Origin of the sequence: Rhodococcus sp. SMB37 (genome assembly GCF_004345605.1) — a bacterium.
Taxonomy (GTDB): domain Bacteria; phylum Actinomycetota; class Actinomycetes; order Mycobacteriales; family Mycobacteriaceae; genus Rhodococcus.
The window spans coordinates 164257-177354 of the sequence record NZ_SLVY01000001.1 but is presented as its reverse complement, the minus strand read 5'-3'; the positions used below and the strand labels follow the sequence as shown (position 1 = coordinate 177354).

At 64.7% G+C, this 13098-nt stretch carries 13 protein-coding genes, 2 pseudogenes and 1 riboswitch; of the genes and pseudogenes, 5 read left to right on the top strand and 10 right to left on the bottom strand.

Annotated elements, in window-relative coordinates; all coding sequences use genetic code 11:
• Nucleotides 1-10 precede the first annotated feature (10 nt).
• Both EV641_RS00850 and EV641_RS00845 read right to left on the bottom strand, forming a co-directional pair.
• Nucleotides 11-1024: a hemolysin family protein gene (locus EV641_RS00850; RefSeq protein ID WP_132470144.1), complete on the bottom strand. Its 1014-nt coding sequence runs from the start codon at nt 1022-1024 to the stop codon at nt 11-13.
• On the bottom strand, nt 1017-2432 hold the full coding sequence (locus tag EV641_RS00845; protein ID WP_054718120.1) for a hemolysin family protein: 1416 nt from the start codon (nt 2430-2432) through the stop codon (nt 1017-1019). The genes EV641_RS00850 and EV641_RS00845 overlap by 8 nt, the downstream gene beginning before the upstream one ends.
• Nucleotides 2433-3282: 850 nt before the next feature.
• Between EV641_RS00845 and EV641_RS29370 the strand changes: the two are divergent.
• Nucleotides 3283-3699 (top strand): annotated as a pseudogene (locus tag EV641_RS29370) (PPOX class F420-dependent oxidoreductase); the annotation flags it as partial.
• Between the two features lie 272 nt (nt 3700-3971).
• On the opposite strand, the gene EV641_RS30225 reads toward EV641_RS29370, so the two are convergent.
• Nucleotides 3972-4355 carry a pyridoxamine 5'-phosphate oxidase family protein gene (locus EV641_RS30225; protein ID WP_347238207.1) on the bottom strand — a complete coding sequence of 128 codons (384 nt, stop codon included), beginning with the start codon at nt 4353-4355 and terminating at the stop codon, nt 3972-3974.
• Between the two features lie 27 nt (nt 4356-4382).
• Between EV641_RS30225 and EV641_RS00835 the strand changes: the two genes are divergently transcribed.
• Nucleotides 4383-5567, top strand: a complete 1185-nt coding sequence (locus tag EV641_RS00835; protein WP_132470140.1) for a winged helix DNA-binding domain-containing protein — start codon at nt 4383-4385, stop codon at nt 5565-5567.
• Between the two features lies 1 nt (nt 5568).
• Here the strand turns inward: EV641_RS00835 and EV641_RS00830 are convergent, their stop codons facing one another.
• The 3 genes from EV641_RS00830 to EV641_RS00820 are packed head-to-tail and all read right to left on the bottom strand — an operon-like array spanning nt 5569 to nt 7549.
• A complete protein-coding gene (locus EV641_RS00830; protein ID WP_054713193.1) occupies nt 5569-6180 on the bottom strand; it encodes a hypothetical protein in 612 nt (203 codons plus the stop codon).
• A gap of 44 nt (nt 6181-6224) precedes the next feature.
• Nucleotides 6225-6674 (bottom strand): cyanase, encoded by a 450-nt coding sequence (cynS, locus tag EV641_RS00825; RefSeq protein WP_132470138.1) that lies wholly within the window; start codon nt 6672-6674, stop codon nt 6225-6227.
• Nucleotides 6675-6685: 11 nt separating this feature from the next.
• Nucleotides 6686-7549, bottom strand: a complete 864-nt coding sequence (locus EV641_RS00820; protein ID WP_054713192.1) for a formate/nitrite transporter family protein — start codon at nt 7547-7549, stop codon at nt 6686-6688.
• A gap of 145 nt (nt 7550-7694) precedes the next feature.
• Nucleotides 7695-7807: riboswitch (SAM riboswitch) on the top strand.
• Nucleotides 7808-7834: 27 nt separating this feature from the next.
• Here EV641_RS00820 and EV641_RS00815 point away from each other — a divergent pair.
• Nucleotides 7835-8227, top strand: a complete 393-nt coding sequence (locus EV641_RS00815; protein ID WP_132470136.1) for a hypothetical protein — start codon at nt 7835-7837, stop codon at nt 8225-8227.
• Nucleotides 8228-8236: 9 nt separating this feature from the next.
• Here EV641_RS00815 and EV641_RS00810 read toward each other — a convergent pair whose 3' ends face one another.
• Nucleotides 8237-9289 carry an alpha/beta hydrolase gene (locus EV641_RS00810; RefSeq protein WP_241996713.1) on the bottom strand — a complete coding sequence of 351 codons (1053 nt, stop codon included), beginning with the start codon at nt 9287-9289 and terminating at the stop codon, nt 8237-8239.
• A gap of 65 nt (nt 9290-9354) precedes the next feature.
• Here EV641_RS00810 and EV641_RS00805 point away from each other — a divergent pair, with 65 nt between their 5' ends.
• Nucleotides 9355-9945, top strand: coding sequence for a TetR/AcrR family transcriptional regulator (locus tag EV641_RS00805; protein WP_054713190.1), 591 nt, complete (start codon nt 9355-9357; stop codon nt 9943-9945).
• Nucleotides 9946-10178: 233 nt separating this feature from the next.
• Here EV641_RS00805 and EV641_RS30080 read toward each other — a convergent pair whose 3' ends face one another.
• Nucleotides 10179-10313 carry a hypothetical protein gene (locus EV641_RS30080; RefSeq protein ID WP_277874470.1) on the bottom strand — a complete coding sequence of 45 codons (135 nt, stop codon included), beginning with the start codon at nt 10311-10313 and terminating at the stop codon, nt 10179-10181.
• Nucleotides 10314-10537: 224 nt separating this feature from the next.
• On the opposite strand from EV641_RS30080, the gene EV641_RS00800 reads away from it, so the two are divergent.
• Complete coding sequence (locus tag EV641_RS00800; protein WP_132470134.1) at nt 10538-10894, top strand: VOC family protein; 357 nt, start codon at nt 10538-10540, stop codon at nt 10892-10894.
• A 54-nt stretch (nt 10895-10948) separates the two neighbouring features.
• Here the strand turns inward: EV641_RS00800 and idi are convergent, their stop codons facing one another.
• Both idi and EV641_RS00790 read right to left on the bottom strand, forming a co-directional pair.
• Entirely contained in the window at nt 10949-11506 is a 558-nt protein-coding gene (gene idi, locus EV641_RS00795; protein ID WP_132470133.1) for an isopentenyl-diphosphate Delta-isomerase, read from the bottom strand.
• An 82-nt stretch (nt 11507-11588) separates the two neighbouring features.
• A pseudogene (locus EV641_RS00790) lies at nt 11589-13046 on the bottom strand (HAD-IC family P-type ATPase); the annotation flags it as partial.
• Nucleotides 13047-13098 lie beyond the last annotated feature (52 nt).

The following is a 13098-nucleotide window of genomic DNA, read 5'->3' as shown; positions in this document are numbered from 1 at the left end:
TCGAAGGACCTCAGGCGGCGTCCTGCTCCGACGGGAGCAATCGTGCCAGCACGTCGGTGAGGGTGATCAGCCCGACGACCCGACCGTCATCGGTCACCGTCGCGAGATGATTCCTCGTCTCGCGCATCGTCGCCAGCGCTTCGTACACCGGAATCGCCGCATCGAATGTCAGCGCCGGGCGCATCAGGTCTGCGGCAGTGACACCGTCACCGGCCTGCAGGCTGTCGCGCACGTGGACGACACCGTCGATGTGCCCGTTGCCACGCACGAGGAGGCGAAGGTGCCCGGTGCGGCGCACCACGGCCTGAATCTGCGCCACGGTGGCCTCGGGCCGGACACTGCTCGGATGCGCGTCGGGTGTGACGATGTCACCGACCGTGAGCGACTCGAGTTCGAGTGCACTGCTCAGATGACCGTGGTACCGCTCGTCGAGTGTCCCGACCGTGGCCGAATGCTCGACGAGATGACGTAGGGCATCCGGGTCCTGACCCGACGCGACCTGGTCCACCGGCTCCACTCCGAGCTTGCGGAGCACCCAGTTCGCCATGTGGTTGAGCCGCACGATGACCGGTCGCGTGACCCACATGAAGGCGCGCATCGGAAGCGCGAGCAAAGTCGCCGACTTCTCCGGATGCGCGATAGCCCAGGACTTCGGAGCCATCTCACCGACAACGAGGTGCAGGAAGGTGACGATGATCAGCGCCAGCACGAATCCGGCGACGTCGGCGAGCCACAACGGCGCACCCCAGCTCTCGAACACCGGAGTGAGCCAGTGGTGGACCGCCGGCTTGGTGATCGCACCGAGAGCCAGGGTGCACACGGTGATCCCGAGCTGCGAACCGGCCAGCAGCACCGACAATTCCGAGGCGCTGCGCAATGCAGCACGAGCCGAACGACTCTCCGGCGCCGCATCCTCGAGTCGGTGACGCCGCGCGGCGATCAGCGCGAACTCGACGGCGACGAAGAACGCGCTCGCTGCGATCAACACCACGGTCGCGACTGCGACCACCCAGGGACTACTCATGGTTCTTCACCTCGCCGTCCGTCTTGTCGTCGTTTCCCACTGTGTTGTCGTTCGTCTCGCCGTCGGTGTGTAGCGTCACGTGCACCGAGGACGGAACATGCTTGTCGACCGCACGAACCTCGGCAACGAGGAACTTCGCGGCGGGATGCGACTCGCGTACCAGATCGGCCGGATCCGGATCGACTTCGATCGTCACCGTGTCACCGACCTCGGGGAGCCCGCCGAACTCTGCGATCACCAGGCCTGCGAGGGTCTCGTAATCGCCCTCGGGGAGCTCGGCGTCGAGCGTGCGGACCACTTCGTCGAGGTGTGCATCGCCTCGGATGAGCCATCCGTCACCTGATCGGGTAATCACCTGGGTTTCGAGTGCCGGATCGTGCTCGTCGGCTATCTCGCCCACGACTTCCTCGGCGATGTCCTCGACAGTGACGACTCCGGCAAATCCGCCGTATTCGTCGATCACCAGCGCCATCTCCTCGCCTTCGGCGTTGAGCTGCGCAAGCACCTCGGGCAACGCCAGGGTCGTCGGGACGATCACCGCGGGTCGGCACAGGTCTCCTGCTGTACCTGCCGGATTCTCGGTCTTCAGGAGGTCGTGCAGATGCACGACACCCCGAACGTCGTCCGACGAGGTGCCGGTGACCGGGTAGCGGGTGTGACCGCCGCCCATCTTCTCGAGGACACTGGCGACGGATTCGTCGACATCGACGAAGTCCACACGGGCACGGGGAATCATCGCGTGTTCCGCGGTGCGGGTCGGGAAGTCGAGGATCCGGTCGAGCAGCTTCGACAGTTCGGGCGGCAGTTCACCGGTGTCGCGGGATTCCGCAACGATGTGCTCGAGGTCGCGGGGGGTAGCCGAATGCTCCACGTCATGGACCGGCTCGATCCGCAACGCCTTCAGCAGCAGGTTCGACGAAGCATCGAACAGGCGGATCAGCCACCCGAAGATCTTCAGATACACCGTGGTGGACAGCGCGAGCCACCGGGCGACGGATTCGGGCCGTGCGATCGCAAGGTTCTTCGGGACGAGCTCACCGAACACCATCTGGACCACGGTGGAGAACAACACCGCGAGGACGGTGCCGACCGCGATGCCGACTGCTGTGGGCACACCCACGCCTCCGAGCGCCACACCGAGGCCGCTACCGATCAGAGGTTCGGCGACGTAGCCGACGAGCAGGCCTGTGACGGTGATACCCAGCTGTGCGCCGGAGAGCATGAAGGAGGTGCGGCGAGTGACCGACAGGACGCGCGAGGCGGATTTGTCTCCGCTTTCGGCGCGGGCCTTCATCCGAGAGCGGTCGACCGCCATGTAGGCGAATTCCTGGGCCACGAAGTAACCGGTCAGAGCGGTGATGGCCAGGACTACCAAGATTCCGAAGGCGATCCCGAGCGCGGTCAGCATCGGGGATCCCGGGTGTCGGGAACGAACCGAGGTTCAGGGACGGGGTGGTCGTCCACGGAAGGGGACGGGGCGGGTCTTCGAGGTTTGCGCTTGGCGCGTCTCATAGTTCTCTCTGTGTGTATACGCGGACAGATACCCACTCAGGATAGGGGGCCGACGCTGGCGCAGGGTGCCGACCGCCCCCGAGGTATCGGTGTCTGTCGGTGTGCGACCCCGTCATGAGGGACGGCAGGCCGTCGAACAGCCACGGGTGAATGTGTGGAAGGACCCGGTTCGGCATGTCGTGAAAAACCTGGCAATCGAATTGGGGGGTAATTTCCTTTTGTCCGTTGTGTGAATTATGCGGAGCGCAAAGTTTGCTCCATGGTGTGTAATTCGATCTTCTCCCGGATATTTTTCGAGATCAATTTCGAGCGCTGCCAAAATGCTCCACGAAGGGGAGGGTCGAGGCATGTTCATGCACTTGAACTGCATAAATGAAAATTCTCTCATATTCGTGATCAGTTCGTGATTCAACTCGAATCAGCGGAATGTGATTTGTTTCTCAGTGCGTCCGCGCTGCGGAATCCGATTTCTCAGGTAACAATTGAGTCGCGGTCGCTGCCGCGACCGGACCGCTGTTGATTCTCCACAGATGGGATTTACATCATGCTCGCTGACCTGGCCGAATTCTTCGTCAACGCCGCTGATCTCTTCGGCGCACTCGACTTCTTCACCGGTTCCGCTGAAGGAATCAGCAGCGCCCAGCAGTAAGGCCGTCGACTGTCGGACCCGGGGGCTACGGCCTCCGGGTCCGAGTCGTTTCCGAACATCGAGGCCGGGTGCGGACACGCCGCCTATCCTGGGCGTCATGGTAATTGCAACCGCTGACCACGTCTCGCGCGACGATCTGCTCGGCTTCGTCCGCCCCCGTCATCGCGGCGTACTGATCACGTGGCGGGAATCGGGCACGCCGCAGGTCTCGCCCGTGACTCTCGGAGTCGACGACGACGGAAGAATCGTCATCGCCACCTACCCGCAGCGGGCCAAATCGGTGAACCTGCGCCGCAACCCCCGCGCAACCGTGTGCGTCCTGTCCGACGAGTTCAACGGCGCGTACGTCCAGGTCGACGGCGTCGCAGAGGTGCTCGACATGCCTGACGCGGTGGAACCGCTCGTCGATTACTTCCGTTGCATCTCCGGGGAGCACCCGGACTGGGACGAATACCGCGACGCGATGCGCGCGCAGGACAAATCGCTCATCCGGATCACCATCGACTCGTGGGGACGGCTGCTGCGGGCGATAGAGCTGGTCGGCGTAGGACGGACCGTAATACCGTTCGAGTTCTTCGAGGGTCTCGGGACCGTCGAGGACCATCGTCTTCGACAGTGTCGCCACCGAGGGCAGCGCGTCCGGATCTCAGGTGTCCGGGTCCCACAACGCGGACCGCATGAATGCCTTGGCACAGTGATGGAAGATCTCTTCGATCTCGATCACGAGGCACAGGATCGGACGGTGATCATGGACGACGAGGTCGTCGAAGAACGGCGCATCGGTGATCAGGCGCGCGCGACCGTTGACCGTAGAGTGTCGCCGCGTCCTGGGATGAAGAAGTTCGTGCCCACGAACGGGTTTCGCAGGATGTTTCGGAAGCCGTCCATGCGCCGGTTGCCGGGGCGCCCGGCGAGTTCGATGGTGCGGTCGTCGATCACATACGCCACCTTGCCGGGTCGACCACCTTTGGGTGATGCGTCGCATCGACCGGTCTCGTCGGTCGTGACGACGACACAGAACAGTGATGCGGCAAGCCAATCCACGTCGTACGGATGCAACCTTGCACGTACCTTGTGCGCCGCGCGGAAGGTCGGCTCGCCGAAAAGTTCGGTCAACTCGGCGGAATCGCGAATTTCGCTCCAGGTCACGACAGGACAGTAACAACGCATGTCGGCCCCCGCATCTAGAGTGAGCGCATGGTGCTTCGGACTGTCGACTTAGGTGAACGCAGAGCGCGCCTCGCGGCTCGCCACCGAATTTCCCCGGCGCATCGCGCCCCCGATGCAGTCGAGGCCGCCAAGAGTATGGTGTGCCTGCACGGCACCGATCCCGCGACCGTGTATCTCTCGGCGTGGTCGCGCGTCGACGACTTCTCCGTGGCCGAACTCGACGACGCGCTCTACACGGACCGAACTCTGGTCAAGCACCTCGCGATGCGTCGCACCGTCTTCGTGTTTCCGCGTGCGGCGCTGCCGGCGGCGCAGGCCGGCGCAAGCAGTCGGGTCGCAGCTGCCCAGCGCCGCAGCGTGATCAAAGACGTCGAACGTGCCGGGTTGCACCAGGACGGCGCACAGTGGCTCGACGAGGCCACCGTGGAGGTCCTCGATGCCCTGGCCGGCGGCCGGGAAGCCACCTCATCCGAATTACGTTCCGAAATACCTATTCTCGACGCATCGATCGATTACGGCATCGGAAAATCATGGGGCGGGAAAGTTCCGTTCGCTCCGCGCGTGATGACGGTGCTCTCGGCCTCGGGTGAGGTGGTCAGGGCCTCCAACAACGGACCATGGCGAATCTCGCGACCGAACTGGGCGCGCACTGCCGCGTGGTTGGGGGAGGAGGTCGAAGCGCGAAGCGAAGCCGAAGGACTTCGGGACCTCGTCGAGATGTGGCTGCGCGCATTCGGGCCGGGCACCGAAGCCGACATCAAGTGGTGGCTCGGCTCTACGTTCAGAGGGGTCCGGGCCGCCTTGACCGAACTCGCGGCCGTGGAAGTGGACCTCGACGGACGTACCGGCTACCTGCTTCCCGACGATCTCGACCCTGCGCCGGCTGTCGAGCCGTGGGGCGCGTTGTTGCCGTCGCTCGATCCCACGACGATGGGGTGGTTCGAGCGAGAGTGGTACCTCGGCCCGTACAAGCAGCAACTCTTCGACACAAACGGAAACGCCGGACCGACGGCGTGGTGGGACGGCAGGATCGTCGGTACGTGGTGGCAGGACGACGACGGCGCCGTCCGACTCCACATGCTCGAGGATGCAGGGAAGGATGCCGAAGCATTCCTCACCGACGAAGCCGCCCGGCTCGACCAATGGCTCGGCAGTGTGCGGGTGATGCCGAGATTCCCCTCGCCATTGGCCAAGACCCTGGCGAGTCGGTAGCTCAACCGTCGTGCACCGCGGGCCGATCGGGGTGCTCGAAACGCACGACGATGTCGGCCTCGGAAGAGACGTCGGCGCCGTGTGCGAGCAATGGCGCGATCGTCCACCGATCATCCGAAGGAGTCCGCCGCTCGAGCGCGCCCCGGGACATTCTCAGCTCGACGGTCATATCGAACCTGAGCGCGCGGCCGAGGAGCATCGGACCCGCGACGACCACCACGTGATCGTCGGCGGCATCCATCCGGTGGGCACGAGCCGAACGATCGGTGGCCTCGTCCCACAGCCGCGGCAGGAAACGCTGCCGTTTCTTCAGGGACGAGACCACCTCACGGTCCAGTGCGTCGTAGTCGAACCAGCTCGACCGGTAGCTCTGCTCATCGGTGCGTCCGTGTTCGAGACGGAGCGACGCCGGCCGGACGAAATCGTGCAGTGAGACTGCGTTCGCGGGACGTCCTGCGGCGCGAAGGTTTTCGACCACCCGGTTCGCCAGAACGATGGGCTCCGCGGCATCCGAGGCCGAGATCCCCACGACGACCGGGCCCGGTCGTGCGCGCACTTGCTCGGTGAGGAGTTCGGCCAGCTTGACCGGAGAGATCGGAGTGAACGAGGCCATCCGATCACGCTAGCGTCGGCACGTTCTCGGCCGGACCCTCTCTCCTACCAGCGATAGTCGAGAAACTTTCCGTCGAGTGTCACCACCACCCGGTCCCCGTCCGGATGCGGGCGCCGCGCGATGTCGACTTCGAAGTTGATGGCGCTCATGATGCCGTCGCCGAATTCCTCGTGGATCAGCGCCTTCAGTGCCTGACCGTAGACCGACAGGGCTTCGGTGAAGCGGTAGATCGTCGGATCCGCCATCACCTCCGGCGACGTGCCCCGGCTCGGCTGAAGCCTCAGGCTTTCCTCCACCGTCTCGTCGAGGCCGAGTCGCTCGCACACCGACCGTGCCTGCTCGAGGGTCATCGGGTGCTGCCCGAGCAGCGCTGCCGTGGTCCACACCAAGGGGGTGCCGAGGAGATCGGCCAATTCCGCCCAGGTGAGTCCCTGACGGAGACGGGCAGCGTCGATCAGGGTTGCAGCTTCGTGCTTCGGAAGAATCGGAGTCATGGAAGGTCCCTTCACACGGTTTCGGGTGTCTTGTCCGCCACCATGACAGAGTCCGGGGCCGGTGTCGCGACCGAACGTGTGGGCTGCGTCCGTACGTGGGTGATGTAGAGGGCGAGACCGACGAACACGACACCGCCGACCAGATTGCCCAGAACCGTCGGGATCTCGTTCCAGATCAGGTAGTCACCGAGGGTGAAGTCTCCACCGAGCAGCAGACCGGACGGGAACAGGAACATGTTGACGACCGAGTGCTCGAATCCCATGTAGAAGAACAGCATGACGGGCATCCACATGACGAGAACCTTGCCCGGCACACTCTTCGACATCATCGCTGCGACGACGCCGGTGGACACCATCCAGTTGCACAGCATTCCACGGAAGAACAGGGTCGCCATGCCGGCAGCACCATGCTCTGCATACCCGAGGGTGCGGGCCTCGCCGATCTCGCCGAGACGCTCACCGACCGCGTCCGGCGGGATCGAGTAACCGTAGGTGAGGATGAATGTGATCAGCACGGCCACCGTGAAGGCGCCCAAGAAATTGCCGACGAAGACCAGTCCCCAGTTCCGGAGCATCGATCCGATCGTCACCCCCGGACGTTTGTCCAGATAGGCGATGGGGACCATCGTGAACACTCCGGTGAGCAGATCGAAACCCAGCAGGTAGAGCAGGCAGAATCCGACCGGGAAGAGGATCGCTCCGAGGAGCGCGTTGCCGGTCTGCACCGTGACGGTGATCGCGAACGCCGCTCCGAGCGTGAGGATGGCACCGGCCATGTACGCCCTGATCAGGGTGTCGCGGGTGGACATGAGGACCTTGCTCTGGCCGGCGTCGACCATCGCGCGGGCCAACTCGGCGGGTGGAACGTAGGACACAGCAACCTCCTGGTGCGAACAGTGCCCGACCAGTGTCAGTAGTGCCCGTCACCAGTGCGTTTCGGGGCAATAAGGATGCGTTGCGTTCTCCTCCGAGGGGGGTCGCTCTGGTTGTGAGGTCTCTCGCTCATGTATATTGGCGGTGCTTCACGAGATGCCGTCGCCAAGCTCCGACTCGACGGCACGCCAACCCCACGCTCGCGGGTGGCTCGGATGACGAAGCGGCTCGCGGCCGACCGGCCCGGGCACGAGCGCCCCGCCCGGGGCCGACCCGGAGGAATGAAGATGACCGACCGTATCCGCAGTACCGATCGCGCAGACGTCCACGAGTGCTCCTCGTTCGGCGACGGTCACCACGTCCATTTCATCCGCGCCCGTAAGGCGTTCGACGATTCCGACCTCAGTGTCGGTGCGCTCGTGTGCGTGCTGGACGATACCCACGTCGAATTGTCCTGGGACGGAATACGGCTCGCATTCCGGCACCACGACACCGCCGCGATCGCCCGTGCGGTCCACGCGGGTGGGGAGATCGGGACCTGGGTTCCGCAGTGGAGGGTGCTGATTCTGCCGGGTTCCGATCCTCATGTGCCCGCGACCTTCACCCTCGCAGCTCCTGATCACTGGAACGAGTGTGTGCCGGGGCGTGTCCCGGCGCTGACCTACGTGCCCGGGCGGTGACGATTCGGATCAACTCTCTTCGGCCTCGATCCAGAACGAGGGAAGATCCACCGCCAGAATATCTTTCGCCTGCATCGGTAAAGAATGGGTGGTCTCGGGAAAGATGTCGACCGTCGCGCGCGGGAGCGTTCGTGCCCGCTGCGCGGCGGTGTCGCCGCCGGCGAGTGAATCCCGTTCCGCGATGGCGACATAGGTGGGCATGGTGAGAGCGTCCATCTCGTCGTCGTTGAAGGGTGAGGGCGTCGGCAGTGCTGCCGAATAGTGCTCCGAACCCGCGGCGATCATCTTTGCCATGTCGTCACTCGGGTCGAACTCGGCCCCGCCGACCTTGCCGAGGGCGGTGTTGCGCCAGGTCTTCGGCAGGAGCGGGAGGCTCGACACCATCGTCCAGGCCATCATGCGAGTGGACGGATACGCGAAGGTGAAGACGGGTTCGAGGAGCGTCAGCGATCGCACGCGATCAGGGAATTGCCGTGCGTATGTCGCTGCAATTGCGCCACCGAACGAATGGCCGACGATGTGGACGGGTTCGGCGGCGAGCTCGTCGAGTGCGTCGTCGATCCACGTTGCCTGGTCACCGAAGGAGACCAGCGGAACGCTCTGCACCGACAACCCGGCATCACCGAGCGAGTCGAAGGCGAGGACGCGGCGGTGTGGCAGGAACGCGGTGAGGTTTTCGGCCCACATCGGGACACCCGACGACCGACCGGGTACCAGGACGACCGGAGCGGTGTCCTCGGTTTCCGGTGAACTCCACTCGTAGACACGAACCGAGCCGAAACGGGTCGCGACGTCGAGGGTTGCCGTAGGGGAGGGGAGTGCGGACATTGCCTGTTCATACGCTTCGACGTAGGTACGGCGCCCCTCTGCGTCGCGGAAGTGCCCGACTTTCGGAGCTCCGAAGAAGAACTGCCCCACGCTTATTGCGCCAAGTGCGGCAAGCGCGGCAATCACGACGAATCCGCTACGGAGAAACCATCGGTGACCGAGCAGTCGATGGTGAAGACGGGTGGGTGGTGGATGGTCGGACCGGGCGTCTGTGCCTGCGGTGTGCTCACTCACGTGTCTTCTCCTCGATTTCGACGATCCATACTGTTTGCAGTATAGAAATATTGTAAAATTCTGTCATGCCGAAATTGGTCGACCATGCCGAGCGTCGCAGAGAGATCGTGTGGGCACTGTGGGCCGTGATCCACGAACGAGGTATCGACGGGGTGACCTTCCAGGCGGTGGCGGTCGAGGCCGGCGTCTCGATCGGCAGGATCCAGCACTACTTCGAATCGAAACAACATCTGATCCGGTCCGGAGCACAGGAAATGGTCTCCGGTGCCGAGAAGAACTATCGCGAACGTGGATCCTCAGGCGACCCGAGATCAGCCCTCGCGGCATTGCTCATCCAGCCTGTTCCCACCGATGCACCCTCGCGTGTGGGTGTGTCGGTCTGGTATGCCTACCTCGCGAAGGCGACGAACGACCCGTGGATCAGGTCGTTCCTTGCCGAGGCGTCGCGGGGGACCGTCGGCGAGGCCGATCGACTTCTTCGTCGCGCCGGCCTGTCCGAGGCCGATGCGCACGACGAGGCCATGAGGTTGGTGGCACTGAGCAACGGCGCGACGCAATCCGTGCTGGTTGCGGGGATGGACGCCGATGGTGCGGTCGATCTCGTCACCCGCGAGATCGACCGCACCATCGGAGACATCACGGGCGGGAGCGAGTAGTGAACTACCCGAGTTTGTGTCGGACCTCACTGCGATGCTGGTGTGGCAAGGAACGAAGATCGGAGGATGTCATGAGGACATCGACGACACATTCGTACGATACCGCCAATCGGATCGACATCTCGGACTCCGATCGGGTGCCCTTGGAATTGGACGAGGCCCTGACGTGCGGCGGTCACCGGGCTCGATTGATCGCCACGCACGACCCCGGCACCGATATCGAATACGTGCTTCTACTGCTCGGGGAGATGTCCGGGCACAGCGAGGTCGTGGTTCGCGAGGTCGACGAGGAAGCGCTGCTCATCGAAGGAAGCCGATCGGGCCCCGAACCGCAGATCCTGCTCGGCACCGCGTCGCAACCACTCCACGAGACCGGCGCCGCGGATGCTCTCGCACGAGTCCTCCGCAAATCCGGCATCGTCCGTTCGATGATCGCCCGGGGGGGGAGTGCGATCGGTGATCGTCGGCCCGCGGAGGCGGTCGGAGAGCGCGGAGACGATCCCGTCGCCGCCTCGATCGAGCGAGGCACGGGCGTCGTGACGGGATGCTGGGGCCCTCGGTGCATGTCGGTGGGTAGGTTCACCATGGCCTCATGGGAAACACACATCACGCAATCGACTACATCGAACTCGGCGCTACCGACCTTCCTGCATTACGTGCCTTCTACGAAACCGCCTTCGGCTGGAACTTCAACGACTACGGGCTTGAGTACGCCGGTATTCGCGCAGTCGGGGGTGACGGGGAGGTCGGCGGACTGACAACTCTGCGCGCACCGGGCGCAGCCGGACCACTGGTCTTGCTGTACTCCCGAGACCTCGACGCCTCCGTCGGTGCGGTCGAGCGTGCCGGAGGCATCATCTCGTCGGGACCGTACGACTTTCCGGGTGGGCGCCGGTTCACCTTCCTCGATCCGAGTGGAAACGAATTGGGTGTGTGGTCCGAAGCGTGAATCATCTCGGCGGTCGGACGTCGGGGACCGTAGCCTGGCAAGCGCCAGGGAAGGTCAGCCTGCGGCGTCGGACCACCGTGCAACTCCGGCGTGCGAGAGTTGCGGGATCTGCTCGGCTGCCCACGGGCTGATCAGCCACGGAACGGTTGCCGCGGTCTGCATATCGGCCCACGACACCCACGACCACTCCATCACCTCGGACGGTTCGGGTTCGAGGCCGGATGTGGCACGTGCGCAGAATACCGGGCAGACCTCGTTCTCGACGGTTCCGTCGGCTGCCGTCGCGCGGTACCGGAAGTGCGGCAACACGCACGTGACGTCCTCGACCGCGAGGCCCAGTTCCTGCTCGAGGCGGCGGCGCACAGCGTCCTCGAAGGATTCGTCCGGCCCGGGATGACCACAGCACGCGTTCGTCCACACACCGGGCCACGTGATCTTGCTCAGCGCACGTCGCGTGGTGAGGACTCGACCCGCGTCATCGAACACGTAGCAGGAGAACGCCAGGTGGAGCGGGGTGTCCGTGTGGTGGACGGTGGCTTTCGGAGCTGTACCGATGGGTCGCTCGTCCTCGTCGAGCAGAACCACGAGTTCCTCGTGGGCAAGCGCAGTCATCTGGGTCTCCGTAGGTGCTCATGAGTGTCGGGCGACGTCTGACATTCCCCGGATCGAGCCTACCTGTGCGTCCAGGGTCGGCGACGTCCGCCTGCGCGAGCGCGGGTCCGTCGTTGGTGCCGTCGCCGGTCATCGCGACGAGACGGCCACCCTGCTTTTCCGAGCGGATCAGTGCCAGCTTGTCCTCGGGTGTCGCCTCGGCGAGATAGTCGTCTACGCCCGCTTCTGCCGCGATGGCCTTGGCGGTCAGCGGGTTGTCGCCGGTGATCATCACGGTGCGGACGCCCATCGCACGCAGCTGCGCGAATCGTTGGGCCATGCCGGTTTTGACGACATCGGAGAGTTCTACGACGCCGGCGACCTCGGCCCCGCGTGCGACCACCAGCGGCGTGCCGCCGCGACGCGCGATGTCGTCGACCGTTGCGGTCACTTCGCCGGGGACGGTGCCCTGTTGTTCGCGCAGCCAGTGTGCGACGGTGTCGGCGGCGCCCTTGCGGATATGGACGATAGTTCCGTTGTCACGGATGTCGACGCCACTCATCCGGGTCTGGGCGGTGAACGGCACGAAATCGGCGCCGTCCCTCGGCGGTCGAACTGTGGGAGTCGAGCCGGTACCGCTCGGCGCACAGTTCGACGATGCTGCGCCCCTCCGGGGTGCCGTCCGACAGGCTGGACAATCTCGCTGCACCGGCCAGATCGTGTTCGGTGACCCAGGGTGCGGGGTGCAAAGCGGTGGCGCGCCGATTGCCATAGGTGATGATGCCGGTCTTGTCGAGTAGTAGCGTGTCGATGTCGCCGGCCGCCTCGACCGCACGACCCGACTTGGCCAGGACGTTGCGCTGCACGAGCCGGTCCATCCCGGCGATACCGATCGCGGACAGCGGCGCGCCGATCGTGGTGGGGATCAGGCACACCAGCAGCGCGATCAGCTCTAGCGGCTCCTGCTCCGCGCCGGTGTACGCGCTCATCGGCCCGACGGCGACCACCGCGAGCAGCAGCACGATGGTCAGAGCGCGAGAAGGATGTTCAACGCGATCTCGTTGGGCGTCTTCTGCCGGACGGCACCTTCGACGAGCGCGATCATGCGGTCGACGAACGTGTGCCCGGATTCGCCGGTGATCGCGGATTCGTCGACCGTCGCGATGCCTTCCACCACATCGCCGTCGCCGGGGATGAGCTCTCCGGCTTCGACCACCACGAGGTCGCTGACCCGCAGCTCGGTGCCGTTGACGGGCTCCTCGTGATCCGGGGTGGTCAACCGCCGGGCCATGGTGTTCTGCTTGGTCTTTCGCAGCGACTCGGCCTGGGCTTTGCCGCGCCCTTCGGCTACGGATTCGGCGAAGTTGGCGAACAGCAGGGTGAACCAGAGCCACACGGCGATCGCCCACGCGAACATGTTCGGGTCGACGACGGCCGTGACCGTTGCGATCACCGATCCCACCAGCACGACGAACATCACGGGATTGCGTGCGACGTGGCGCGGGTCGAGTTTGCGGAATGCGCCGGGTACGGCGGAGGCGAGTTGACGGGAGTCGAACACGCCCGCGGTGACGCGGTCGGTGCGCGCCCCGGAGGTTCGAGAGTCGGAGGGT

Coding starts and splice junctions, on each gene's coding strand:
- EV641_RS00830 (WP_054713193.1), bottom strand. CDS start 6,180: ATGGCCTCGTTCACTCCGATCTCTCCGGTCAAGCTGGCCGAACTCCTC.
- cynS (WP_132470138.1), bottom strand. CDS start 6,674: ATGACTCCGATTCTTCCGAAGCACGAAGCTGCAACCCTGATCGACGCT.
- EV641_RS00850 (WP_132470144.1), bottom strand. CDS start 1,024: ATGAGTAGTCCCTGGGTGGTCGCAGTCGCGACCGTGGTGTTGATCGCA.
- EV641_RS00845 (WP_054718120.1), bottom strand. CDS start 2,432: ATGCTGACCGCGCTCGGGATCGCCTTCGGAATCTTGGTAGTCCTGGCC.
- EV641_RS30225 (WP_347238207.1), bottom strand. CDS start 4,355: ATGCGTTGTTACTGTCCTGTCGTGACCTGGAGCGAAATTCGCGATTCC.
- EV641_RS00815 (WP_132470136.1), top strand. CDS start 7,835: ATGACCGACCGTATCCGCAGTACCGATCGCGCAGACGTCCACGAGTGC.
- idi (WP_132470133.1), bottom strand. CDS start 11,506: ATGACTGCGCTTGCCCACGAGGAACTCGTGGTTCTGCTCGACGAGGAC.
- EV641_RS00805 (WP_054713190.1), top strand. CDS start 9,355: ATGCCGAAATTGGTCGACCATGCCGAGCGTCGCAGAGAGATCGTGTGG.
- EV641_RS00800 (WP_132470134.1), top strand. CDS start 10,538: ATGGGAAACACACATCACGCAATCGACTACATCGAACTCGGCGCTACC.
- EV641_RS00835 (WP_132470140.1), top strand. CDS start 4,383: ATGGTGCTTCGGACTGTCGACTTAGGTGAACGCAGAGCGCGCCTCGCG.